Annotated in this window: 18 protein-coding genes, 1 other RNA gene and 1 pseudogene; 8 read left to right on the top strand and 12 right to left on the bottom strand. The window is 62.7% G+C overall.

The features are described from left to right. Positions 1-5: 5 nt before the first annotated feature. Together uraD and puuE are read right to left on the bottom strand one after the other, a co-directional pair. Complete coding sequence (uraD, locus tag AYB31_RS19495; protein WP_068830682.1) at positions 6-521, bottom strand: 2-oxo-4-hydroxy-4-carboxy-5-ureidoimidazoline decarboxylase; 516 nt, start codon at positions 519-521, stop codon at positions 6-8. Beyond that, positions 518-1,453: an allantoinase PuuE gene (puuE, locus tag AYB31_RS19490; protein ID WP_068830681.1), complete on the bottom strand. Its 936-nt coding sequence runs from the start codon at positions 1,451-1,453 to the stop codon at positions 518-520. Before puuE ends, uraD begins: the two co-directional genes overlap by 4 nt. A gap of 326 nt (positions 1,454-1,779) precedes the next feature. Between puuE and uraH the strand changes: the two genes are divergently transcribed. Beyond that, the gene (gene uraH / locus AYB31_RS19485; protein ID WP_068830680.1) at positions 1,780-2,133 is read left to right on the top strand and encodes a hydroxyisourate hydrolase; all 354 of its coding nucleotides are present in this window, start codon (positions 1,780-1,782) and stop codon (positions 2,131-2,133) included. A 441-nt stretch (positions 2,134-2,574) separates the two neighbouring features. Here uraH and AYB31_RS19480 read toward each other — a convergent pair whose 3' ends face one another. Then, positions 2,575-3,201, bottom strand: coding sequence for a LysE family translocator (locus AYB31_RS19480; protein WP_068830679.1), 627 nt, complete (start codon positions 3,199-3,201; stop codon positions 2,575-2,577). Positions 3,202-3,267: 66 nt separating this feature from the next. Next, positions 3,268-4,617 (bottom strand): NCS2 family permease, encoded by a 1,350-nt coding sequence (locus AYB31_RS19475; protein ID WP_068830678.1) that lies wholly within the window; start codon positions 4,615-4,617, stop codon positions 3,268-3,270. A 400-nt stretch (positions 4,618-5,017) separates the two neighbouring features. On the opposite strand from AYB31_RS19475, the gene AYB31_RS19470 reads away from it, so the two are divergent. After that, on the top strand, positions 5,018-5,785 hold the full coding sequence (locus tag AYB31_RS19470; RefSeq protein ID WP_068830677.1) for a GntR family transcriptional regulator: 768 nt from the start codon (positions 5,018-5,020) through the stop codon (positions 5,783-5,785). A 203-nt stretch (positions 5,786-5,988) separates the two neighbouring features. Here the strand turns inward: AYB31_RS19470 and guaD are convergent, their stop codons facing one another. The 4 genes from guaD to xdhA form a co-directional block, all read right to left on the bottom strand. Then, positions 5,989-7,293, bottom strand: a complete 1,305-nt coding sequence (gene guaD, locus AYB31_RS19465; RefSeq protein ID WP_068830676.1) for a guanine deaminase — start codon at positions 7,291-7,293, stop codon at positions 5,989-5,991. A gap of 81 nt (positions 7,294-7,374) precedes the next feature. Continuing rightward, positions 7,375-8,211, bottom strand: a complete 837-nt coding sequence (gene xdhC, locus AYB31_RS19460) for a xanthine dehydrogenase accessory protein XdhC (RefSeq protein WP_068830675.1) — start codon at positions 8,209-8,211, stop codon at positions 7,375-7,377. A 181-nt stretch (positions 8,212-8,392) separates the two neighbouring features. Beyond that, on the bottom strand, positions 8,393-10,789 hold the full coding sequence (gene xdhB, locus AYB31_RS19455) for a xanthine dehydrogenase molybdopterin binding subunit (RefSeq protein ID WP_068830674.1): 2,397 nt from the start codon (positions 10,787-10,789) through the stop codon (positions 8,393-8,395). Next, complete coding sequence (gene xdhA / locus AYB31_RS19450) at positions 10,782-12,233, bottom strand: xanthine dehydrogenase small subunit (protein WP_068830673.1); 1,452 nt, start codon at positions 12,231-12,233, stop codon at positions 10,782-10,784. The genes xdhB and xdhA overlap by 8 nt, the downstream gene beginning before the upstream one ends. A gap of 309 nt (positions 12,234-12,542) precedes the next feature. Between xdhA and smc the strand changes: the two genes are divergently transcribed. The 3 genes from smc (at position 12,543) to ligA (ending at position 19,462) form a co-directional block, all read left to right on the top strand. After that, positions 12,543-16,031, top strand: a complete 3,489-nt coding sequence (gene smc, locus AYB31_RS19445; RefSeq protein WP_068830672.1) for a chromosome segregation protein SMC — start codon at positions 12,543-12,545, stop codon at positions 16,029-16,031. A 187-nt stretch (positions 16,032-16,218) separates the two neighbouring features. After that, on the top strand, positions 16,219-17,028 hold the full coding sequence (gene zipA, locus AYB31_RS19440; RefSeq protein WP_068830671.1) for a cell division protein ZipA: 810 nt from the start codon (positions 16,219-16,221) through the stop codon (positions 17,026-17,028). Between the two features lie 70 nt (positions 17,029-17,098). Beyond that, positions 17,099-19,462, top strand: a complete 2,364-nt coding sequence (gene ligA / locus AYB31_RS19435) for an NAD-dependent DNA ligase LigA (protein ID WP_068830670.1) — start codon at positions 17,099-17,101, stop codon at positions 19,460-19,462. Positions 19,463-19,480: 18 nt separating this feature from the next. On the opposite strand, the gene AYB31_RS19430 is transcribed toward ligA, so the two are convergent. Continuing rightward, entirely contained in the window at positions 19,481-19,759 is a 279-nt protein-coding gene (locus AYB31_RS19430; RefSeq protein WP_068830669.1) for an HU family DNA-binding protein, read from the bottom strand. A 219-nt stretch (positions 19,760-19,978) separates the two neighbouring features. Here AYB31_RS19430 and AYB31_RS22420 point away from each other — a divergent pair. From AYB31_RS22420 to ffs, 3 genes and pseudogenes are all read left to right on the top strand, one after another. Then, positions 19,979-20,707, top strand: a pseudogene (locus tag AYB31_RS22420) (MCP four helix bundle domain-containing protein); the annotation flags it as partial. Between the two features lie 126 nt (positions 20,708-20,833). Further along, the gene (locus tag AYB31_RS22415) at positions 20,834-21,613 is read left to right on the top strand and encodes a methyl-accepting chemotaxis protein (protein WP_442961846.1); all 780 of its coding nucleotides are present in this window, start codon (positions 20,834-20,836) and stop codon (positions 21,611-21,613) included. A gap of 120 nt (positions 21,614-21,733) precedes the next feature. Beyond that, positions 21,734-21,830, top strand: an RNA gene (ffs, locus tag AYB31_RS19420) — signal recognition particle sRNA small type. A gap of 214 nt (positions 21,831-22,044) precedes the next feature. On the opposite strand, the gene AYB31_RS21275 is transcribed toward ffs, so the two are convergent. The 3 genes from AYB31_RS21275 to AYB31_RS21585 form a co-directional block, all read right to left on the bottom strand. Then, on the bottom strand, positions 22,045-22,599 hold the full coding sequence (locus AYB31_RS21275; RefSeq protein WP_082805376.1) for a transglycosylase domain-containing protein: 555 nt from the start codon (positions 22,597-22,599) through the stop codon (positions 22,045-22,047). A gap of 136 nt (positions 22,600-22,735) precedes the next feature. Beyond that, positions 22,736-23,110, bottom strand: a complete 375-nt coding sequence (locus AYB31_RS21270; RefSeq protein ID WP_082805375.1) for a DUF4288 domain-containing protein — start codon at positions 23,108-23,110, stop codon at positions 22,736-22,738. Between the two features lie 80 nt (positions 23,111-23,190). Then, the gene (locus AYB31_RS21585) at positions 23,191-23,712 is read right to left on the bottom strand and encodes a hypothetical protein (RefSeq protein ID WP_153020757.1); all 522 of its coding nucleotides are present in this window, start codon (positions 23,710-23,712) and stop codon (positions 23,191-23,193) included. Positions 23,713-23,801 lie beyond the last annotated feature (89 nt).

Here is a 23,801-nt window from a genome sequence, read left to right as displayed (position 1 = left end):
TGTGCTCAGAGTGCTTGCAGCCGGAACAGCGCGATCTTGTTGATCTCGGCCAGGGCGGTGGCGAATTCCTGCTCCGGGGAGTTGTGGATACGCTCCTCGAAGGCCGCCAGGATCTGGTGCCGGTTGCTGCCTTTAACCGCCTTGATGAAGGGAAAGCCGAACTTGGCCTTGTAGGCATCGTTGAGTTCGGTGAAACGGGCGAATTCCTCGGCTGTGCACGCGTGGATGCCCGCACCGCTCTGCTCGGAAGTCGAGGAAGCGGTGAGCTCGCCGCGGATGGCTGCCTTGCCGGCCAGGTCCGGGTGAGCGTTGATCAGTGCCAGCTGCTGGTCGCGGCTGGCACTGAGCAGGATGTCGGCCATGCGCTGGTGCAGGCCGTCGATGTCGTCGACCTGGGCATCGGTGCCAAGGTCATAGGCTTTCTCGGCGACCCAGGGCGAGTGCTCGTAGATTTCCGCGAAGGCGGCGACAAATGCGTCGCGGTCCAGGCTGGACGGGGTCAGGGTCTGGAAGCGGCTCATTGCGCGGCTCCTTGTGCTTGGAAGGGGTGAGTGGCGTGCCAGTGGCGGGCGATGTCGACACGGCGGGCGAACCAGACCTTGTCGTGGCTCTTCACGTAGTCGATGAAGCGCGCCAGGGCGGCGATGCGTGCCGGCCGGCCGAGCAGGCGGCAGTGCATGCCGATCGAGAGCATCTTCGGTGCGCCGGCTTCGCCCTCTGCGTACAGGGTGTCGAAGGCATCCTGCAGGTAATTGAAGAAGTCGTCGCCGCAGTTGAAGCCCTGCACCTGGGTGAAGCGCATGTCGTTGGTGTCCAGGGTGTAAGGGATCACCAGGTGCGGCTTCTCGGCGCTGCTGGCCGGGTCCCAGTAGGGCAGGTCATCGTCGTAGGTGTCGCTGTCGTAGAGGAAGCCGCCTTCCTCGCGCACCAGGCGCCGGGTATTCGGGCCGGTACGGCCGGTGTACCAGCCCAGTGGGCGCTCGCCGGTCAGTTCGGTGAGGATGCGGATGGCTTCGAGCATGTGCTCGCGTTCCTGCGCCTCGTCCATGTACTGATAGTCGATCCAGCGGTAGCCGTGGCTGCAAATCTCGTGGCCGGCTTCGACCATGGCACGGATCACGTCCGGATGGCGCTGTGCGGCCATGGCCACGGCGAAGATGGTCAGTGGGATGTCGTGGCGCTGGAACAGCTTGAGCAGGCGCCAGACGCCAGCGCGGCTACCGTATTCGTAGAGCGACTCCATGCTCAGGTTGCGCACGCCCTGCAGCGGCTGGGCGGCGACCATTTCCGAGAGGAAGGCTTCGGATTCCTTGTCGCCATGTAGCACGCAGCGCTCGCCGCCTTCCTCGTAATTGAGCACGAAGGAAATGGCGATGCGGGCATCATTCGGCCAGTGCGGATGGGGAGGGGTGTCGCCGTAGCCGATCAGGTCACGAGGATAGTCAGCGCTCACGTGAGTGTTCCTTCATCGAGTGGATGCCGTCGCGGAAGATTATCCGGATAAAGCGGCTTGGCTAATTGTATACAAAAACAATGGCGGTCTGTAAATCGCTATTTCTCTAATTGTCCCGCAGCCTTGCCTTGGTTCTGCTGCACCAGCCTGGTACAGCGCGGCTCCATGCAGAGGTTAGGTGCGCAGATATGGTGCGTAAAAATTGTGTACAAAAACTCTTATCTGCTGTTCTATATTGCTCGCATCAGGCCGTCGCCGCCGATACTGGCCCGGCCCCAATAACCATTTAGCAGAGGAGGTGAGGCGCCGCTGGCGCCCTGAACGCGATGGGACGACTGACAACACACGTACTCGATGCTGCCCATGGCAGCCCTGGCCGCGATATCGCTATCGAGTTGTACCGGGTCGAGGCTGGCGGGCTGGAGTTGGTGGCGCGAGCCCGAACCAACGACGACGGGCGCTGCGACGCGCCGCTGCTGCAGGGCGATGACTATCGCAGTGGTGTCTATCAGCTGCACTTCCATGCTGGCGACTACTACCGCGCGCGCGGCGTGGTCATGGCCGAACCGGCCTTCCTGGACGTGGTGGTGCTGCGCTTTGGCATCGACCAGAGCCAGGAGCACTACCACGTGCCGCTGCTGATTTCGCCCTACAGCTACTCGACCTATCGTGGTAGCTAGCCGGCATCGTTCTGCAGCTTCGTATCAGGCCCGCCTTGCGCGGGCCTTTTTCATGGCTCTGTGGAGCTGCGCTGGCTTGGCGTTGGCTGCGTAGGAGAGGCTGGGCTGGGTGGCATTCCGCGGCACTCCGCCTTGGCCGCGACACAGGGTGCGCGGAATAGCTCCGGGCCCCCCAATCGCGGCTGAAGCCGCTCCCACGAAAGCAGTTTGCCTTTACTCTGCTTCGGTCGCTGAGCCATGCGCAGGAAGAGCTGGGCGGCACTCGGCCTTGGCCGCGATACAGGCCGTACAGAAGCCTCGTGGCCAAGGCCCTCCGACGTGTGCTCACTGCCAACTCGCTTCGGTCGAGCGGGGCGCGCCTTTCAAAGACAGTTGCTCCCACTCAGGAAGCAGGCAGCCCTCCGGATTGCATTCGGGCGACTGTCGATTCTGTAGTAGCGCTCAGCGCGATAGCAGAGAGGCGGTGCCGGCGACGCCGAACAGACCAGCGCTGGTGCGGTTGAACCACACCTGGCCGCGCCCGGAGCGCAGGTAGCGCCCCAGGGCTTGGGCGCTGCAGCCATAGAACAGCTTGCAGAACAGGTCGAGCAGGGCCCAAGTGGCGATCATCACCAGCAGTTGGCCCAGCAGTGGCCGTTCGGCGCTGAGAAACTGCGGCAGGAAGGCGGCGAAAAACAGGATGTCCTTTGGATTGCTGGCGCCCAGGCCGAAGGCCTTCCAGAACAGGGCGCGGAAGCCCGGATTGACCGGCTGCTCGCTGAGGGTCACCGGCTGCGCGGCGCGCCGTGAGTCCTGCCAGCTCTGCCAGGCCAGGTAGAACAGGTACAGCGCGCCGACCAGCTTGAGCAGGCTGAACAATTGCTCGGAGGCGAGGAGCAGGGCGCCCAGGCCGAGCGCCGAGGCGCAGATCAGGCAGATCGAGGCCGACACACCGCCGAGAAAGGCCGGCAACGAGCGGCGCACACCGTAGTTGAGGCTGTTGCTGACCATCAGCAGCGACAGCGGCCCGGGGATCAGAATCACGATCAGGGCGGCGCTGGCGTACAGCAGCCAGGTGTCGAGGTTCATGCAGGTACTCCGAATGTGCGAAAGCCCCGGCGCAGTACGCCGGGGCTCGGTGGGTTCAGCCAGACCTCAGAGGAAGGCGAACTTGGCGATGAAGATAATGCATAGCACGTAGAGGCTGACAGAAACCTTGTCGCGCTGGCCGGTCAGCAGCTTGAGCGTGGCATAGGTGAGGAAGCCCAGGGCGATGCCGTTGGCGATGGAGAAGGTCAGCGGCATCATCACCACGGTGACGATGGCTGGAATGGTGTCGGTGTGGTCCTTCCAGTCGATGTGGGCCATGCCGCTCATCATCAGCATCGCCACATAGATCAGGGCGCCGGCGGTGGCGTAGGCGGGGATCATGCCGGCCAGCGGGGCGAAGAACATCGCCGCGAGGAACAGCAGGCCGACCACGATGGCAGTGAGGCCGGTACGGCCACCGGCGGCGACGCCCGAGGCACTTTCGACGTAGCTGGTTACCGGCGGGCAGCCGACCATGGCACCGATCACGCTGGAGGTACTGTCGGCCTTCAGGGCGCGGGACAGGTTCTGGATCTTGCCGTCTTCATCCACCAGGTTGGCGCGGTGGGCGACGCCCATCAGTGTGCCGGCGGTGTCGAACATGTTGACGAAGAGGAAGGCCAGGATGACGCTGATCATGCCGACATTGAGGGCGCCGGCAATGTCCATGGCGAGGAAGGTTGGCGCCAGGCTCGGCGGCATGGAGACCAGGCCGTTGTACTCGACCAGGCCGAGCATCCAGCCGGCAGCGGTGACCGCCAGCATGCTGAAGAGAATGGCGCCGAATACGTTGCGGTGGCTGAGCACGGCGATCAGCAGGAAGCAGACGGCGGCCAGGATCGCCGACGGCTCGCCGAAGGAGCCCATGGTCAGCAGGGTGGCCGGGCTATCGACGACGATGCCTGCCGTCTTCAGGCCGATCAGGCCGAGGAACAGGCCGACCCCGGCACCCATGGCGAAGCGCAGGCTCATGGGGATGCTGTTGAGCAGCCATTCGCGAATCTTCGACAGGCTCATGATCATGAACAGGATGCCGGAGAGGAAGACGGCACCTAGTGCGATCTGCCAGCTGTAGCCCATCTCGCCGACCACGGTGTAGGTGAAGAAGGCATTCAGGCCCATGCCGGGTGCCAGGCCGACCGGCCAGTTGGCGTACAGGCCCATCAGGAAGCAGCCCAGCGCCGCGCCGAGGCAGGTGGCGACGAAGGCCGCGCCGTGGTCGACGCCGGCGGTAGCCATGATGTTCGGGTTGACGAAGATGATGTAGGCCATGGTGACGAAAGTCGTCAGGCCGGCGATCAGCTCGGTCTTGATGGTGGTGCGATGTTCGCTGAGCTTGAACAGCCTCTCGAGCAGCCCGCGTCCCGATGAATATTCCGCCAGCGGTTGTTGTTCTTGTTGCTTCGCGCTTTCCACAGCTGGTACCTCTCGTTGTTTGTTGTTGGTCGCTCGCCTGGCTGGTTACCTGTGTTCCTTGCGCTGGCGTCGACTTGAGGTGCGTTGCCTCACGGGGCTGTGCCTTTTTCTGACTTTTAGGTCAGGAAGTGTGCAGTTGGATTATCTTTTTGTGTACAAAAAAGTCAATTAATGTTTTCTCTGAAATCTGCAAAACAACCTCGCAAAGACTTCTATGCAGCTCGCGAGACTTTGTGGGTAGGCTGGAAGCCGCATGGGCGCTGGGGTGCGTGGCTGTGGCGAAAGTTTTGTGTACAATGCCGGCAATCGAGCGATCTGCGCGATGAGACACTGGTCAACAACCCTGTCTTCGGCGTAGTGTCGCGCCAGCGAGATTCCTTATTTCTCTCACGTGAGCCACATGAACGAAGCAGTGCAATCTCTGAGCAAGACTCCGCGTGCCGCCAAGGCCGTGCGCGCCGGTACCCAGGACGAGGTCGTCTATGCGCACATCTTCGAGGCAATCCTCGAACAGCGCCTGGCGCCCGGCACCAAGCTGAGCGAGGAAGCCCTCGGCGAAATTTTCGGTGTCAGTCGCACCATTATCCGTCGTGCCCTGTCGCGCCTGGCCCATGAGGGCGTGGTATCGCTGCGCCCGAACCGGGGCGCGGTGGTCGCCAGTCCCGGTGCCGACGAGGCGCGGCAGATCTTCTATGCCCGCCGCATGATCGAACGCGCCATTACCGAGCTGGCCTGCTTGCATGCCACCCCGGCACAGATCGCTGGTTTGCGGCAGATGGTGCAGGACGAGCGCGCCTGCTTCGCCCAGGGTGACCGCGCCAAGGGCATCCGCCTGTCCGGCGAATTCCACCTCAAGCTGGCCGAAGCTGGAGGCAACCAGACTCTGGTTGGCTTCCTGCGCAGCCTGGTGTCGCAGACGTCGCTGATCATCGCGCTGTACGAGAGCAGCAACCGCACCCATTGCTCGGACGACGAGCACGACCAGGTGATCGACGCCATCGAGGCGCGCGACGTCGAGCGCGCCGTGGGGCTGATGATGCGCCACATGGACAGCGTCGACGCCAAGCTCAACCTGGAAGACGACAACGCTACCGACGACCTGCATGCAGTGTTCTCGCACCTGCTGCAAGGCAAGAAGAAGGCGCCTCGCGCTTCGCGCAGCGCCTGATCAGCGTCGTAACAAAAAGGCCCCGCAATGCGGGGCCTTTTTGTTTGTGCTGTTTGTGGCAGGGCAATCAGCATCCACTGATGCCATACCCGACACTCAAGCTCGTAGGAGGGGCCTTGGCCGCGACGCTTCTGTGCTGCCTGAGTCGCGGCCAAGGCCCCTCCTGCATCTGCTCGCTGCTGACCGGCTCCCGCTCAGCAAGATCAATCGCGCTGGTGCACCGAGCGTCCGGCGGCGAAGGTTTCGCGGATGACACGATCGTCGCCGAGGATGGTCAGCGCGAACAGCCGCTCCTCCAGGCTGCGCGCCTGCTGCATGCGGTAGCTCAACAGCGGAGTGGCGTTGTAGTCGATTACCACGAAGTCGGCATCTTTACCCGCTTCGAAGTTGCCGATGTGCTGGTCCAGGTACAGGGCGCGGGCGCTGCCCAGGGTGGCCAGGTACAGCGATTTGAAAGGGTCGAGCTTGTTGCCCTGCAGTTGCATGATCTTGTAGGCCTCGTTCAGCGACTGCAGCTGGCTGAAGCTGGTGCCGGCGCCGACATCGGTGCCCAGGCCTACGCGCACGCCATGCCGCTCCAGCTTCTGCAGATCGAACAGGCCGCTGCCGAGGAACAGGTTGGACGTCGGGCAGAAGGCCACCGCCGAGCCGGTTTCGCCGAGGCGCGCACATTCCTCGTCGCACAGGTGCACGCCGTGGGCGAACACCGCGCGCGGGCCGATCAGGCCATGGTGGTCGTAGACATCCAGATAGCCCTTGCGTGCCGGGAACAGCTCCTTGACCCACTCGATCTCCTTGCGGTTCTCGGACAGGTGGGTGTGCATGTACAGATCCGGGTATTCGGCGAACAACTTGCCCGCCAGCTCCAGCTGCTCGGGCGTGCTGGTCGGGGCAAAGCGCGGGGTGACGGCATAGTGCAGGCGACCCTTGCCGTGCCAGCGTTCGATCAGCTCCTTGCTCTCGGCGTAGCCCGACTCCGCAGTGTCGGTCAGGTAATCCGGGGCGTTGCGATCCATCAGCACCTTGCCGGCAATCATGCGCAAATCGAGTGCCTGGGCCGCCTCGAAGAAGGCATCCACCGAGGCCTTGTGCACGCTGCCGAACACCAGCGCGGTGGTGGTGCCGTTGCGCAGCAGTTCCTTGAGGAAGATGCCGGCCACGTCGGCCGCATGCGCCTTGTCGGCGAACTGGCGCTCGGTGGGGAAGGTGTAGGTGTTCAGCCAGTCCAGCAGCTGCTCGCCGTAGGAGGCGATCATGCCGGTCTGCGGGTAATGGATGTGGGTGTCGATGAAGCCGGGGGTGATCAGTGCGTCGCGGTATTCGCCTACCTCCACGCCCTGCAGGCGCGGCAGCAGGGCCTCGGCGGCGCCAACCTCGACCACGCGACCATCCTCGACCAGCAGGATGCCGTCGGCGAAATACTGGTAGGACGCCTCGACGCCCACCTCAGTGGGGTCGGCAAGGCTGTGCAGGATTGCGGCGCGGTAGGCTTTCAGGTTCTGCGTCATGTCGTTTCCGTGGTTCTGTGGCCTTCACGGCGGCCGTGCGACAGCCGGACACGCGCACGCATCCGGCCTTGGATTATGGGTTCAGGACTTGGCGCGGCGCGAATCCGGCAGCAGGCGGCTGACGGTCGAGGCGCCCTTGCGAGTGTCCTGGCCGAAATGGGCGTTGTACTGGGCGATGACCTCGCCGGCGATGGAGATGGCGATCTCCGTCGGCAGCTTGCCTTTGACCTCCGGTAGGCCCATCGGGCAGCGCATGCGCTGTAGCAGCTCGGCGGCGAAGCCGCGCTCGCGCAGGCGGTGCTCGAACTTGACACGCTTGGTCTTCGAGCCGATCAGGCCGTAGTAGGCGAAGTCGCCGCGTTCGAGGATGGCCTGGGTCAGCTCCAGGTCGAGCTGGTGGTTGTGGGTCATGACGATGAAGTAGCTGCCGGGCGGCATGTTCTCCACTTCATCGACCACCTCCTCGCTGAGCACCTTCTCGACGCCCGGCGGGATGTGCTCGGGAAACTCGCTGTCGCGCGAGTCGATCCAGCGCACCTTCAGCGGCAGGCTGGCGAGCAGGGGGATCAGGGCGCGGCCGACATGGCCGGCGCCGAACAGGGCGACATGCGCCTGCGGCTGGCCCATGGGCTCGAACAGCAGCACGGTGGCGCCGCCGCAGCACTGGCCGAGGCTGGCGCCGAGGCTGAAACGCTCCAGGCGGGTGTCCTGAGTGCGCGAGGCGAGCATTTCGCGAGCCAGTTCCATGGCCTTGAACTCCAGGTGCCCGCCACCGATGGTCTCGAAGATGCGTTCCGCGGTGACCACCATCTTCGAGCCGGAGTTGCGGGGCGTCGAGCCCTGTTCCTCGATGATGGTGACCAGCACGCAGGCTTCTCCCTGCTGCTGCAGTTCGGCGAGGGCGCTGATCCAGCTCATTTGCTCAGCCTCCAGGTCGGCGAGGTCTGTCCTGGGCGCGGCAGGCGCCAGTTGCTCAGCGACGGTTCCAGCAACGGCACCGGCCGCTGCTCTTGGGGTTTGTTTGTGGTGTGTTTTGTCATTGTTCTACACCTGATCGAGGTCGCGCGTGGCCCGGATCGCTTCCGGGCCACGCTTGACGTTAGGCCGGCTCTACCGCAACGGCGCTGGCACTCTTGGCGGTCTGCTTCAGCTTGCGCATCTGTTCCACGCCCCACAGCACGCGTTCCGGGGTGGCCGGGGCGTCGATCTGCGGTTGTACGCGGTAGTCGGCCAGGCTGGCGACGGCGTCCTTGAGGGCGCACCAGGCGGCGATGCCGAGCATGAACGGCGGCTCGCCCACGGCCTTGGAGTGGAACACGGTCTGCTCCGGGTTCTTGCGGTTTTCCACCAGTTTGACCCGCAGATCGATGGGCATGTCGGCGATTGCCGGGATCTTGTAGCTGGCCGGGCCGTTGGTCATCAGCTTGCCCTTGGCGTTCCACACCAGTTCCTCGGTGGTCAGCCAGCCCATGCCCTGCACGTAGGCGCCTTCGACCTGGCCGATGTCTATGGCCGGGTTCAGCGAGTCACCCACGTCGTGCAGGATGTCGGTGCGCAACATGCGGTATTCGCCGGTCAGGGTATCGACCAGCACTTCCGCGCAGGCCACGCCGAAGGCGTAGTAGTAGAAGGGGCGGCCGGCGGCCTTGCTGCGGTCGTAGAAGATCTTCGGCGTGCGGTAGAAACCGGTGCTGGAGAGCGACACCTGGCCGAAATAGGCTTTCTGGATGGTTTCCTCGAACGACAGGAAGTGATCGCGCACGCGCACCTGGCCATTGCGGAACTCCACGTCCTCTTCCGTCACGCGGTATTCCTTGACCAGGAACTCGACCAGGCGCTGCTTGATGGTCTCGGCCGCGTTCTTGGCCGCCATGCCATTGAGGTCTGTGCCGCTGGAGGCGGCGGTCGGCGAGGTGTTGGGCACCTTGTCGGTGTTGGTGGCAGTGATCTGGATGCGCGAGATATCGACCTGGAACACCTCGGCTACCACCTGGGCGACCTTGGTGTTGAGGCCCTGGCCCATCTCGGTACCGCCGTGGTTGAGGTGGATCGAACCGTCGGTATAGACGTGGATCAGCGCGCCAGCCTGGTTGAGGAAGCTGGCGGTGAAGCTGATGCCGAACTTCACCGGGGTCAGCGCCAGGCCCTTCTTCAGCACGGGGCTGCTGGCGTTGAAGGCACGGATTTCCTCGCGGCGCTTGGTGTACTCGCAGCTTTCCTCCAGCTCGGCGGTCATCTCGTGAATGACGTTGTGCTCGACGGTCTGGTGGTAGTGGGTGACGTTGCGTTCGGTCTTGCCGTAGTAGTTGTGCTTGCGCACCTCCAGCGGGTCCTTGCCGAGGTGGCGGGCGACCGCATCCATCACTTCCTCGATGGCGACCATGCCCTGCGGGCCGCCGAAGCCGCGGTAGGCGGTGTTCGACGCGGTGTTGGTCTTGCAGCGATGGCCGTTGATGGTGGCGTTGCCGAGGAAGTAGGCGTTGTCCGAATGGAACATGGCGCGGTCGACGATGGAGCCGGACAGGTCCGGGGAATAGCCGCAGTTGCCGGCCAGGTCCATCTCGATGCCGCTGAGCAGGCCGTCGTCATCGAAGCCCACTTCGTACTCGACGTAGAAGGGGTGGCGCTTGCCGGTCATGGTCATGTCTTCCATGCGCGGCAGGCGCATCTTGGTCGGGCGCTTGGTCAGCTGGGCGATCACCGCGCAGAGGCAGGCCGGGCCGGCCGCCTGGGTTTCCTTGCCGCCGAAGCCACCGCCCATGCGGCGCATGTCGATCACCACCTTGTGCATGGGCACGCCGAGCACTTCGGCGACCAGTTTCTGCACTTCGGTGGGGTTCTGCGTGGAGGTGAACACCAGCATGCCGCCGTCTTCGGTGGGCATTACCGAGGAAATCTGCGTTTCCAGGTAGAAGTGCTCCTGGCCGCCGATGTGCAAGCTGCCCTTGATCCGGTGCTTGGCGCGATCTAGCGCCGCGCTGGAGTCGCCGATCTTGTGCTGGTGGCTGTCCAGCACGAAATGCTTCTTGCGCAGAGCATCGACCACGTCGAGCACCGGCTCCAGGTCCTCGTACTCGATGATGGCGGCCATGGCCGCCTTGCGCGCGGTCTCCAGGCTGTCGGCGGCAACCGCCAGAACGACCTGACCGATGTATTCGACCTTGCCGTCGGCCAGCAGCGGGTCACCGGGGGCCACGGCGCCGATATCCAGCTGGCCGGGCACATCCTGGGCGGTGATAGCGATGGCTACGCCGGGGAAGGCATAGCAGGGGGTGACGTCCAGCCTGGTGATGCGCGCGTGGGCACGCTCGCTCATGCGGGCGTAGACGTGCAGCTGATTGGGGAATTCCAGACGGTCGTCGATGTACACCGCTTCGCCGCTGACGTGCTTGTCGGCGCTCTCGTGCTTGACGTTGCGGCCGACGCCGGTGGTGATACCGGCGCGGAACAGTTCGGCCAGCTCTGCCTGGGACTTGCTGACGTGATGGTTAGACATAGGCGGTCACCCGGGTTTTCACTTCAGGGGAGTACAGTTCGAGGAAGCAGCGGCGCAGCAGGTTCTGCGCGGCCAGCAGGCGGTATTCCTGGCTGGCGCGGAAGTCGCTGAGCGGGGTGAAATCCTCGGCCAGGGCCTCGCAGGCCTGCTCAATGCTGCCCGGATACCAGGCGGCGCCGGTCAGGGCCTGCTCGCAGGCGCTGGCTCGCTTGGGAATTGCCGCCATGCCGCCGAAGGCAATGCGCGCTTCGCGCACCGTGCCGTCGACCAGGGTCAGGTTGATCGCCGCGCATACCGCAGAAATGTCGTCGTCCAGGCGCTTGGAGACCTTGTAGGCGCGGAACTCCTGATTTGTCTTGGCGCGCGGGACTAGGATCTTCTCGATGAACTCACCGTCCTGGCGGGCGGTGACCTTGTAATCGAGGAAGTAGTCTTCCAGTGGCAGGGTGCGGCTCTGGCTGCCCTTGCGCAGGACGATCTGCGCACCCAGCGCGATCAGCAGGGGCGGGGCGTCACCGATCGGCGAGGCGTTGGCGATATTGCCACCCAGGGTGCCCTGGTTGCGGATCTGCAGCGAGGCGAAGCGGTGCAGCAGCTCGCCGAAGTCCGGGTATTCGTTACTCAGTACCGCGTAGCAGTCGGACAGCGGGGCGGCCGCGCCGATCTCAATATGGCTGGCGCTGACCTCGATGCGCTTCATCTCGGCGATGTGGCCGACGTAGATCATCACCGGCAGCTCGCGGTGAAACTGGGTGACTTCCAGTGCCAGGTCGGTGCCGCCGGCCAGCAGGCGCGCCTGCGGGTTGGCGCTGTACAGCTCGGCCAGGTCGGCGGCGGTCAGCGGTAGCAGGCAGCGCTTGTCGCCGCTGTTCAGCTCCGCGGTCTCGCGTGGGGCGATGGCCTTGAGTTTGGCCACGGTATCGGCCTCGGCGGCGTCGAACTGGTCTGGCTGACGGTTGCAGCAGGCCTGCTCGGCGGCATCGATGATCGGCCGGTAGCCGGTGCAGCGGCACAGGTTGCCGGCCAGGGCCTCCATGGTCTGCGCCTTGTCGTAGCCGTCGGAGCCTTTCTGCAGGGCGAACAGGCTCATGACGAAGCCGGGAGTACAGAAACCACATTGCGAGCCGTGGCAGTCGACCATCGCCTGTTGCACCTGGTGCAGCTTGCCCTGGTGGCGCAGGTCCTCCACGGTGATCAGCTGCTTGCCGTGCAGGGCCGCGACGAAGGTCAGGCAGGAATTGAGCGTGCGGTAGCGGATGCGCTCGCGCCCCGGCTCGCCGGCGAGCTCGCCGACCACCACGGTGCAGGCGCCGCAGTCACCGGAACCACAGCCCTCTTTGGTGCCAGGCTTGCCCGCATGCTCGCGCAGGTAGTCGAGAACGGTGACATTGGGGTCGAGTTGCTGCTCGCTGCGCAACTCGCCGTTGATTAGGAACTGGATCAAGTACGACCTCCAGGCTTTGTATTTGTTGTGGCGAAGGGCTGGTTTTGGTCAAGTTAAGTTTTTCTGACTTTCAGGTCAACTAATTCTGACTTCAAAGTCAGATAAATTCTTGCAAGCCTCTAGCAAAGGCTCCTTCGCCGCTCAGATTGGCCTGTCAAAAGCCTGTGTTACACTCGTCGGCGCCCGGTTTCCGGTCCTTTTATCCCCTTTCAGAAGCAGGAGCAGCATGAGCTTCCAGGCCATGGAGCGCCCCAGTGGGCGGCTCGCCATTCGCGTCGGTACCCGCCTGTCCGCGAGCGAGGCTCTGGCATGCGCCTGAAGTGCATCAAGCTGGCAGGCTTCAAGTCCTTCGTCGACCCGACCACCGTCAGTTTTCCTAGCAATATGGCTGCCGTTGTCGGCCCAAACGGCTGCGGCAAGTCGAATATCATCGACGCCGTTCGCTGGGTGATGGGCGAGAGTTCGGCGAAGAACCTCCGTGGCGAGTCGATGACCGACGTCATCTTCAATGGCTCCAACACGCGCAAACCGGTGACTCAGGCCAGCATCGAGCTGATCTTCGACAACAGCGACAACACGCTGGTGGGCGAATACGCGGCGTTTGCCGAGATTTCCATCCGCCGCCGGGTCACCCGCGACGGGCAGAACACCTACTTCCTCAACGGCACCAAGTGCCGCCGCCGCGACATCACCGACATCTTCCTCGGCACCGGTTTGGGGCCGCGCAGCTACTCGATCATCGAACAGGGCATGATCTCCAAGCTGATCGAGGCCAAGCCGGAGGATCTGCGCAACTTCATCGAGGAAGCCGCCGGCATCTCCAAGTACAAGGAGCGCCGCCGCGAGACCGAGAGCCGCATCCGTCGCACCCACGAGAACCTGGCACGCCTGACCGACCTGCGCGAAGAGCTGGAGCGCCAGCTTGAGCGCCTGCATCGCCAGGCTCAGGCTGCCGAGAAATACCAGGAATACAAGGCAGAAGAGCGGCAGCTCAAGGCACAGCTGGCGGCGCTCAAATGGCAGACCCTGAACGAACAGGTCGGCGTCCGCGAGCAGGTGATCGGCGATCAGGAAGTGGCCTTCGAGGCCCTGGTGGCCGAGCAGCGCAGCGCCGACGCCAGCATCGAACGCTTGCGCGACGGCCACCACGAGCTGTCCGAACGCTTCAATCAGGTGCAGGCACGCTTCTATTCGGTGGGCGGCGATATCGCCCGCGTCGAACAGAGCATCCAGCACGGCCAGCAGCGCCTGCGCCAATTGCAGGACGATCTCAACGAGGCCGAGCGCGCCCGCCAGGAAACCGAATCGCACCTGGGGCACGACCGCACCCTGCTGGCCACGCTCGGCGAAGAGCTGGCCATGCTCGAACCCGAGCAGGAACTGACCAGCGCTGCTGCCGAGGAGTCCGCTGCCACGCTGGAGGAAGCCGAGGGCACCATGCACGGCTGGCAGGAACAGTGGGAGAGCTTCAACCAGCGCAGCGCCGAGCCGCGCCGCCAGGCCGAGGTGCAGCAGTCGCGCATCGCCCAGCTGGAACAGAGCCTGGAGCGCCTGGCCGAGCGCCAGCGCCGCCTGGCCGACGAATTGACCCAACTGTCCGCTGATCCCGAAGATGCGGCCATCCTCGAACTTTCCGAGCAACTGGCCGCCAGCGAGCTGCAACTGGAAGAGCTGCAGGCCGCCGAGGAAGGTCAGGCCGAGCACCTGGAACAGTTGCGAGGCGAGTTGCAGCAGGCAACCCAGGCGCAGCAACAGGCTCAGGGCGAATTGCAGCGCCTGAATGGCCGCCTCGCCTCGCTGGAAGCCTTGCAGCAGGCCGCGCTGAACCCTGGCAAGGGCGCGGCCGAATGGCTGCGCGAGCAGCAGCTGAGCAACCGCCCGCGCCTGGCCGAGGGCCTGCGCGTGGAGAGCGGTTGGGAGCTGGCGGTAGAGACGGTGCTGGGCACCGATCTGCAGGCGGTGCTGCTGGATGATTTCAATGGTCTCGATCTGGCTGGTTTCGATCAGGGCGAATTGCGCCTGGTCAGCCCGCAGCGCGGCGGTGCTCGTATTGCTGGCAGCCTGCTGGACAAGGTCGAGGCGGCCTTCGACCTGGCGCCCTGGCTCGGTCTAGTACGTCCGGTGGAAACCCTCGACGATGCCTTGGCCCAGCGCCTGCAACTGGGCGAGGGTGAGTCGCTGATCAGCCGTGACGGTTACTGGGTCGGGCGCAACTTCCTGCGCGTGCGCCGCGCCAGCGAGGCCGAGAGCGGCGTGCTGGCCCGCGGTCAGGAGCTCGAACGGCTGCAGGCCGAACGCGAGGAGCGGGAAGCGGCGCTGGCCGATCTGGACGAACGCCTGCAGCGCTTGCAGGCCAGCCAGCGTCAGCAGGAAGAGACCCGTGAGCAGCAGCGCCGTCTGGTGCAGGACGAAGCCCGTCGCCAGGGCGAGCTGAAGGCGCAGCTGTCGGCCGGCCAGGCCAAGGCCGAGCAACTGGCCCTGCGCCGTCGCCGCCTGGACGCCGAGCTGAACGAGGCCGCCGAGCAGCGCGAGCTGGAGCAGGAGCAGCTGGGCGAGTCGCGGCTGATTCTGCAGGACGCCTTGGACACAATGGCCGTCGACACCGAACAACGCGAGCAACTGCTGGCCAGCCGCGACCAACTGCGCGAGCGCCTCGACCGGGTGCGCCAGGAGGCCCGTCAGCACAAGGACCATGCTCATCAACTTGCTGTACGTCTGGGCTCGATCAAGGCCCAGCACGAGTCGACCCGCCAGGCGCTGGAGCGCCTGGAACTGCAGTTCGAGCGCGCCATCGAGCGCCGCGAGCAGCTCAATCTGAATCTGGAGGAGGGCGCTGCGCCGCTGGAAGAGCTGCGCATGAAGCTCGAGGAACTGCTGGAGCGGCGCATGGGCGTGGAGGACGAGCTCAAGCTCGCCCGCCTGGCCCTGGAGGACGCCGACCGCGAGCTGCGCGACGCCGAGAAGCGCCGCAGCCAGGCCGAGCAGCAGGCGCAACTGCTGCGCGGCCAGCTGGAGCAGCAGCGCATGGACTGGCAGGGCCTCAGCGTGCAGCGCAAGGCCCTGCAGGAGCAGCTGCAGGAAGAGGGCTACGACCTGCATGGCGTGCTCGCCACCTTGCCGGGCGAGGCCAGTGAACAGGCCTGGAGCGAGGAGCTGGAGCGCCTCGCCGCGCGTATCGCCCGCCTGGGGCCGATCAACCTGGCGGCCATTGACGAGTACCAGCAGCAGTCCGAGCGCAAGCGCTACTTGGATGCCCAGGACGCCGACCTGGTCGAGGCGCTGGAGACCCTGGAAAACGTCATCCGCAAGATCGACAAGGAAACCCGCAACCGCTTCAAGGAAACCTTCGATCAGATCAACGCCGGCCTGCAGGCGCTGTTTCCTAAAGTTTTCGGCGGTGGTCACGCCTACCTGGAACTTACCGGCGAGGATCTACTCGATACCGGGGTGGCGATCATGGCGCGTCCGCCGGGCAAGAAGAACAGCACCATCCACTTGCTGTCCGGTGGCGAGAAGGCACTGACCGCATTGGCCCTGGTGTTTGCCATCTTCAAACTCAACCCGGCGCCGTTCTGCATGCTCGACGAAGTCGATGCGCCGCTGGACGACGCCAACGTCGGCCGCTATGCGCGCCTGGTCAAGGAGATGTCGGCAACCGTGCAGTTCATCTACATCACCCACAACAAGATCGCCATGGAAATGGCCGATCAATTGATGGGGGTGACCATGCACGAGCCGGGTTGCTCGCGTTTGGTGGCGGTGGATGTCGAGGAGGCCATGTCGCTGGTCGATGCCTGATTCGGAGGCATTAAACATGGCGAAATGCCTTGCGGCGGTGCACATTTACCGTTCGTCGTGCTAGCTTAAGCCTCACTTTTGTTACACACGAAAAACAGCTGTAGAAACATACAGTTATTTGCGTTTTTACGGGGCGGGAAGCCCTTGATTCCATTACAAATTAATCGTTCAGGGGCTTGGGAGTTTCATGGAGCTGCGCTATTGGCTGATCGTCATTGGTGTGATCGTTATCGTCGGCATTCTGTTTGATGGCTGGCGCCGCATGCGCGGTGGCAGTGGCAAACTGAAATTCAAACTCGACCACAGCTTCAGCAACTTGCCGGACGACGATTCCGACCCCGATCTGCTCGGCCCTGCGCGGGTCGTCGATCGCAAGCGTGATCCCGAATTCAAAGAAGAAGACATGCCCTCCATGAGCGCCAGCGAGCTCAATCGCCGGCGCAATATCGAACCGCAGCAGGGCGACCTCAACCTGGATGCCGACGAGCCGGTGCCGACGCTGTTGACCCCGGTCGAGGAAGAGGACGAGCAACCTGTCGCCAGGCCCAAAGATTTGCCGCCGGTCGAGGAAGTGCTGGTGATCAACGTGATCGCCCGTGCCGAAGACGGCTTCAAGGGCCCGGCACTGCTGCAGAACATTCTGGAAAGCGGTCTGCGTTTCGGCGAGATGGACATCTTCCACCGCCACGAGAGCATGGCCGGCAATGGCGAAGTGCTGTTCTCCATGGCCAACGGCGTCAAGCCGGGCACCTTTGACCTGGATGATTTCGACCTGTTCTACACCCCGGCGGTGAGCTTCTTCCTCGGTCTTCCAGGGCCGCGTCATCCCAAGCAGGCGTTCGACCTGATGATCGCCGCTGCGCGCAAGCTGGCGCATGAGCTCAATGGTGAGCTGAAGGACGACCAGCGCAGCGTGATGACCGCACAGACCATCGAGCACTACCGTCAGCGTATCGTCGAGTTCGAGCGCAAGAAGCAGCTCGCCGGCAAGCGCTGACCGTTCCCCCCCCCATGCAATCCCAAGAGCAGCCTAGGCTGCTCTTGTCGTTTTTCAGGACCCACGCCCCATGACCGATGTCGCCCAACGCATTGCCGAGCTCCGCGCCGAGCTGGATGAGCACAATTACCGTTACTACGTGCTGGACGAGCCGAGCGTGCCGGATGCCGAGTACGACCGTCTGTTCCGCGAGCTGCAGGCGCTGGAGGCTGAACACCCCGAGCTGATCACGCCGGAGTCGCCAACCCAGCGCGTGGGCGGCGAGGCCCTGGGCGCGTTTGGCGAAGTACGCCACGAAGTGCCCATGCTCAGCCTGGGCAACGCTTTCGAGGAAGACGATCTGCTGGCCTTCGATCGCAGCGTGCAGAGCGGCCTGGGGCTATCTGCGGGGGATCTTTTCGGTGGCGGCGCCGAGGTGGAATACAGCTGCGAGCCCAAGCTCGACGGCCTGGCAGTCAGCCTGCTGTATCGCGAAGGTGTGCTGGTGCGCGGCGCAACTCGCGGCGACGGTAGTACCGGCGAGGACATCAGCGCCAACGTGCGCACCATCCGCAACGTGCCGCTGAAGTTGCAGGGCGAGGGCTGGCCGGCGGTGCTGGAGGTGCGCGGCGAGGTGTACATGCCCAAGGCCGGTTTCGACGAGCTCAATGCCCGGCAGGCCGAGAGCGGTGGCAAGACCTTCGCCAACCCGCGCAACGCCGCCGCCGGCAGCCTGCGCCAGCTGGACCCGAAGATCACCGCCAGCCGGCCGCTGGAGTTCTGCTGCTATGGTGTCGGTCAGGTCAGCGGCGAGCTGCCGGCAACGCAAGTGGCTATGCTGGAACAGCTCAAGGCTTGGGGTGTACCGATCAGTCGTGAGCTGAAGCTGGCCAAGGGTGTGCAGGCTTGCCTGGACTACTACCGCGATATTGGCGAGCGGCGTATGGCGCTGGCGTATGACATCGACGGCGTGGTGTTCAAGGTCAACAACATCGAAGACCAGCAGCAGCTGGGCTTTCGTGCGCGCACCCCGCACTGGGCCATTGCCCACAAGTTTCCCGCCCAGGAAGAGCTCACCGAGCTGCTCGACGTCGAATTCCAGGTCGGGCGTACCGGTGCGGTAACCCCGGTGGCGCGGCTGAAACCGGTCAAGGTGGCTGGCGTCACCGTGGCCAACGCCACGCTGCACAATATGGACGAGGTCCAACGACTCGGTCTGATGATCGGCGATACGGTGATCATCCGCCGCGCCGGGGATGTGATCCCGCAGGTGATGCAGGTGGTCGCCGAGCGCCGTCCGGCCGATGCGCGTGCGGTGCAGATCCCGGAGCAGTGCCCGGTCTGCGGCTCGGCCGTGGAGCGCACCCAGCTGATCAAGCGCAGCAAGGGCAAGGAGAGCATCAGCGAAGGCTCGGTCTATCGCTGCATCGGCCGCCTGAGCTGCCAGGCCCAGCTCAAGCAGGCGATCATTCACTTCGTCTCGCGTCGCGCCCTGGATATCGAGGGCCTTGGTGACAAGATCGTCGAGCAACTGGTCGACACCGGTCTGGTCGCCTCGCCAGCCGACCTCTATACCCTGACCTACGAACAGGTGGTGGTGCTGGAAGGCTTCGCCGATCTGTCCACGCGCAACCTGCTGGCCGCCATTGCCGACAGCAAGCGACCGACACTGGCGCGCTTCATCTATGCCCTGGGCATTCCCGATGTTGGCGAGGAAACCGCCAAGCTGCTGGCCCGCGCCCTGGGCTCGCTAGCGCGCATCCGCCAGGCGCTGCCGGAGGTGCTGACCTACCTGCCGGATGTTGGCCTGGAGGTCGCGTTCGAGATCCACAACTTCTTCGGCGACAGTCACAACCTTAAGGTCATCGACGAGTTGCTGGCGCGCGGTGTCGAGTTGCAGGAAGAGGGAGAACTCAACCCCGAGTTCTCCGCCTGTGCGACCCTGCCGGGCTTTATCGACAAGCTCAACATCCCCTTCATCGCCATCACTGGCGCAGAGAAACTGGCTGCCAGGTTCGGCACCCTGCAGGGTGTGATCGAGGCCGACTGGTTGGATCTGCGCCAGGTCGAGCGCCTCAATGAAAAGGCCGCCAAGTCACTGCGTGAGTTCTTCGACCTGCCGGCCAATGCCGAGCGCGCTGCGAAAATCGAGGCGCAGCTGCGCGACTTCGGTATGCACTGGGAGAGCGAGAAGAAGGTGGTCGAAGGCTTGCCGCTGGCCGGGCAGACCTGGGTGCTGACCGGCACCTTGGAGACCATGAGCCGGGATGTAGGCAAGGAGCGCCTGGAAAGCCTGGGCGCCAAGGTCGCGGGCTCGGTATCGGCCAAAACCCACTGCGTGGTGGCCGGGCCGGGCGCCGGTTCGAAACTGGCCAAGGCCAGTGAGCTGGGTATCAGGGTGTTGGACGAGGAACAATTCCTCGCCGCGCTGGCCAGCTACGGCATCGAGCCCTAGCTGGCCAATTGCGACAACTCAGTTCAGGCCGTCGACCAGAGCCTTGGCTGGCACCAGTTTGACCACCTTCTTCGCGGCGATCTGAATGGCTTTGCCGGTCGACGGGTTGCGGCCGGTGCGCGCCGGGCGCTCGCTGACCTTGAGCTTGCCGACGCCTGGCAGGCTGATCTCGCCATCGTTTTCCAGTGCATCGGCGATGATCTCGCCGAGCTGATCGAGCAGGGCGCGCACGCTGGTTTTCTGCAGGTCGCAGGCTTCGGCGAGGTCGGAAATCAGTTGGTCCTTGGTAATGGCCATGGGGGCTCCAGTGGTGTGGTTTGCCGGGCACGCTACCATAAAGCCCCGCCTTCTTCTGCCGCTATGTTAAGAGCTCAGCCGGTGAATTGATCCAGGACCGGCGAGCAGCTGTCAGCCATGTTCCAGTGAGCTGTGGGTGTCGATGTCAGGGACACCCCTGTTTTCAGTGACTATGCTGATGGCACAACAATAGCGTTCTATTGCGCGGGAGAAGCCAACATGCTGCGCTTATTTGCCGACCTCGGTTTTCGCTGGAAGATTGCCCTGCCGATTCTGCTGCTGGCCCTGCTACTGGTGCTGATGGGAGGGTTGGGCATGCAGGGCATCAACCAGGTCGCCGACTCCAGCACGCGCCTGACCAATCGCTATCTGCCGGCTATCAGCGTGCTGTTGAATGCTGACCGCGACCTCTATCAGGCCTTCGTTGCCGAGCGCAGCCTGCTCGACGAGGCCGCAGGTGAGCATGCCGAGGCGCTGCGTGCCTCGCACGCCGAGAACCTGCAACAGGCCTACGACCGCGTGCACAAATATGCCGACATGCAGCCAAGTGCCGAGGCGCTGGCCCTGGTGGCCAGCTTCGACAGCGGCTTCGCGCGCTGGAAGGCCACTTCGAGCAAGGTTCTGGAACTGTCCGACAGCGATCCCGATGCGGCCTCCGTGCTGAGTTATGGCGATAGCGAAACGCAGTTCGAGGCGATGCGCGACTCGATCGACAAGCTCGGCGAGATGGAAGACAACGAGGCCAATGCCGAAGGTCTCAAGGCAATCGCCTTGGGCGAGGAGCTCAGCTGGCAACAGGGCGCCATCATCGTCGTCGGCCTGTTCATCTGTGCCGTTCTGGTGCTGGGCTTCCCGGTGCTGGTCACTCGTCCGCTGCAGAACCTGCTGAACCGCATCGAGCAGATCGCCGAGGGGGACGGCGACCTGCGCGTGCGCCTGGAAGTGCTTTCGCGTGATGAGCTGGGCAAGCTCAGCGATGCCTTCAACCGCTTTCTCGACAAGTTGCAGCCACTGATCAAGGAAGTCGGTCGGGTTACCGGCGAAGTGGCCGAGTCGGCGCAAAGCCTGGCAGGCATGGCCGCGGCCAATGACCGGCTGATCAGCAGTGAGCACGCCGCCGTGGATCAGGTCAGTACTGCCGCTACCGAAATGAGCGTGGCCGTGCACGAGGTGGCGCGCAATGCGCAGAATGCCGCGGATGCCGCGCGCAGTGCCGAAGAACAGTCCCGCGAGGGCGCGCAGGTAGTAGGCGCCACCATCCACGCGATCCGCCAGTTGGCTCATGAGGTTGAGAGCGCTTCCGACACCATCCAGACCCTGGAGCAGGAGACCGCCAATATCGGGGCCGTTCTCGCTGTGATCAAAGGTATTGCGGAGCAAACCAACCTGCTGGCGCTAAATGCCGCCATCGAGGCCGCCCGGGCCGGAGAGCAGGGCAGGGGCTTCGCAGTGGTCGCTGATGAGGTGCGCGCTCTGGCTGCTCGCACTCAGGACTCGACCAAAGACATCCAGGAAATGATCGAGCGCCTACAGTCCGGCGTGCAGAATGCCGTCAAGGCCATGCACTCGGGCAGCGTCAAGGCGCGCGACAGCGTCGAACGGGCTGCTGGTGTGGATGGTGCACTGTCCGCCACCGGCGACTCGGTGGCTCGGATCAACGACATGGCCGCCCAGATCGCCACGGCCTGCGAACAGCAGAGCAGCGTGACCGAGGAAATTGCCCGCAACATCAGCGATATTCGCGATCTGTCCAACGAAGCTGCCGCGACCTCGGAGCAAAGCACCCAGGCCAGTGCACGGCTTTCCGACCTGTCCCACGGCCTGGCCCAGCTGGTCGGGCGCTTCCGGGTGTAGGGGCGCTCGGTGCCTGTGTGCGTCAATCGTGAGAGCTAAGTGCTTGAAGCGGTTGTAACTTTGCTCCCAACCAGTACAATGGCGCGGCCCGTCGCTCGACGGGCTTCGTTATGGTGGCCCCATCGGTCCCCCCGCAACGATTACCCGTTAACCTGGTCAGGTCCGGAAGGAAGCAGCCACAGCGGGAACATTGTGTGCCGGGGTGTGGCTGATGGGGCCGCCTCCATTTATGCAGCAGAAAAATCTTCGATATCACCCACAGCGGCCGATTAGTCCTTGCTGTGCGTTGACTATTTTTCCTAAATCCGTATCTCTCGCAGCCAAGCCGTATGGGCTGAGTCTGTGTGCATCTAACGATTAAGCTAACGGGCGGCCAAAAGCGTAGCTTTTGGACGTCCAGCGAACGAAGTGAGCGGCAGTTGAGCGCATTGTTAGATACCACCAGCTAAGTTGTTAAGAATTCTGTCTCGATTGCGTTGTAATGATGCTTGGTTCTTTTCAAAGTAGTTAGGTGCTTTGGGCCAGGCTGCGACAGTTGCCGCCTCATTAGTATTGAGCTGCGAAAGACTTTTTCCAAAGAGTTTATGTGCTGCATGGTTTAGGCCGTAAGATTTGTTTCCGACATATATTCGCGAGCAATAAATGGAAACTAGCTCTTGCTCTGATAGATGTACTTTTAATAGGAAAGATGTGGTTACACCAACTAAATGCCACTGTAAATTGCCGTGGGGCTTGAATGGTGGCTCAGATTGACTGATGAGTATTCTTGCTACTTGCCAATTGAGGCCGTTTGGCTCTGAGGCAATTACCATTCTGGTGATTAACGGCGCTGGGGCTCGCTCTTCTATGCTTCCCGTCTCGGCAAGATTTTTGACGTGCTCTATACGCGGAATAATCCAAAAAATGTCAAATATAAGCACTGCGATTACTGGTAGAGCCAGTGCAGCGATTGTAGTGTGGATGAGCAGGCGCCAAAGAAGCTTCATGTGGTTTCTAACGTTTGGTTAAGGGGCGTCTGCAAACGTAGCTTGCAGACGTCCAGAGTGAGCGAAGCGAACGAGCTTGAACCAATTGTTAGAGTGCTGATTGGTTTGCGTGGAGTTCATTAGGCTCTCTGTACTTTCAAAGTTTTAATCTAATGGCGTTAAGCTCGTCTTCGTTGGGAAGAATGCTTGATGATCTTTCCATTGGGAGCTTGCGCTGAGTGATTTCATACCAGACTTCATCTTCTTCGCACTCCACTCCAAGATGAAGAAGCTCCATGATGCCAACGTATTCAAAGCTAACGCGTGAGCCTGCACTGTTTTTATAGTTGTGCTGTGCAGAGACTCCTCGCTCTTTGGCTAGGTCAAGTGCCTCGGTGGCGCAGATGGCGTTAATGACAATTATGCGTTCTTCGCAGGTGCGCATGACATTGGATTGCCCATTGCAATCAATAACTCGGTACTGAAATAGAAGCTTTGCTGCGTATCGAAGCGCTTCCCTGCTGTCGGTCATGGATTTGCACTCTAACGTTTGGTTAAGGGGCCGGCTTTAGCCGGTCCCGAGTGAGCGAAGCGAGCGGCTTGAGCCAGTTGTTAGGGGATTGGTCGTTTAACTTCAAGGTTGTTGTCCCCAGTTAGCCTGTCATGAAAGCGAATTAAATAAGGCTTGGTGAACTCGCCTGGTGAGTTTTCCTGCGCTTCTATGAGGGACCAGGTATCACCGTTTGGATCCACTAAAATCCAACTATGCCTGCCATCGCTTTTGATGCTCACGCTTGGCTTTTTTAAATACGAACGTAGCATCCATAAAATTCTGTATTTATCATGTATTTCATCCTCCTCAGCTGTAGGTTCTTTGGCCGAGGCAGCAATCTTGGCTTCCCGCTCTTTTTTCCATAGGGGAACAGCTCCCTTCAGTAAATTTTCATAAAATCCTGCCCAATCGCTTGTTTCGGGCCACTGCTCAATGTATTTACTTTGGTCGGCATCCGAAAGAGATGTGAACCAAGAGGTCCATTTGTTGGCGTATTCTTCTCCCCACGCCATTCTCCATCCAATACTTCCCCATGGAATGTTGGGGAACTCTACCCATAAAGGCGTGAGTTGATTGGACACGATGTATTTCCCCTAACGTTTGGCTAAGGGGCGGCCGCGAGCGTAGCTTGCGGACGTCCAAGTGAGCGGAGCGAACGACTTGAGACAAT

The organism is Pseudomonas sp. BMS12, from assembly GCF_001592875.1.
Taxonomy (GTDB): domain Bacteria; phylum Pseudomonadota; class Gammaproteobacteria; order Pseudomonadales; family Pseudomonadaceae; genus Aquipseudomonas.
Note: the sequence above shows the minus strand (reverse complement) of the source record. Positions and strands in the feature narration are given on the sequence as shown.

Coding starts and splice junctions, on each gene's coding strand:
- uraD (WP_068830682.1), bottom strand. CDS start 521: ATGAGCCGCTTCCAGACCCTGACCCCGTCCAGCCTGGACCGCGACGCA.
- uraH (WP_068830680.1), top strand. CDS start 1,780: ATGGGACGACTGACAACACACGTACTCGATGCTGCCCATGGCAGCCCT.
- AYB31_RS19480 (WP_068830679.1), bottom strand. CDS start 3,201: ATGAACCTCGACACCTGGCTGCTGTACGCCAGCGCCGCCCTGATCGTG.
- AYB31_RS19470 (WP_068830677.1), top strand. CDS start 5,018: ATGAACGAAGCAGTGCAATCTCTGAGCAAGACTCCGCGTGCCGCCAAG.
- guaD (WP_068830676.1), bottom strand. CDS start 7,293: ATGACGCAGAACCTGAAAGCCTACCGCGCCGCAATCCTGCACAGCCTT.
- xdhC (WP_068830675.1), bottom strand. CDS start 8,211: ATGAGCTGGATCAGCGCCCTCGCCGAACTGCAGCAGCAGGGAGAAGCC.
- xdhB (WP_068830674.1), bottom strand. CDS start 10,789: ATGTCTAACCATCACGTCAGCAAGTCCCAGGCAGAGCTGGCCGAACTG.
- smc (WP_068830672.1), top strand. CDS start 12,543: ATGCGCCTGAAGTGCATCAAGCTGGCAGGCTTCAAGTCCTTCGTCGAC.
- zipA (WP_068830671.1), top strand. CDS start 16,219: ATGGAGCTGCGCTATTGGCTGATCGTCATTGGTGTGATCGTTATCGTC.
- ligA (WP_068830670.1), top strand. CDS start 17,099: ATGACCGATGTCGCCCAACGCATTGCCGAGCTCCGCGCCGAGCTGGAT.
- AYB31_RS19430 (WP_068830669.1), bottom strand. CDS start 19,759: ATGGCCATTACCAAGGACCAACTGATTTCCGACCTCGCCGAAGCCTGC.
- AYB31_RS22415 (WP_442961846.1), top strand. CDS start 20,834: ATGGCCGCGGCCAATGACCGGCTGATCAGCAGTGAGCACGCCGCCGTG.
- AYB31_RS21275 (WP_082805376.1), bottom strand. CDS start 22,599: ATGAAGCTTCTTTGGCGCCTGCTCATCCACACTACAATCGCTGCACTG.
- AYB31_RS21270 (WP_082805375.1), bottom strand. CDS start 23,110: ATGACCGACAGCAGGGAAGCGCTTCGATACGCAGCAAAGCTTCTATTT.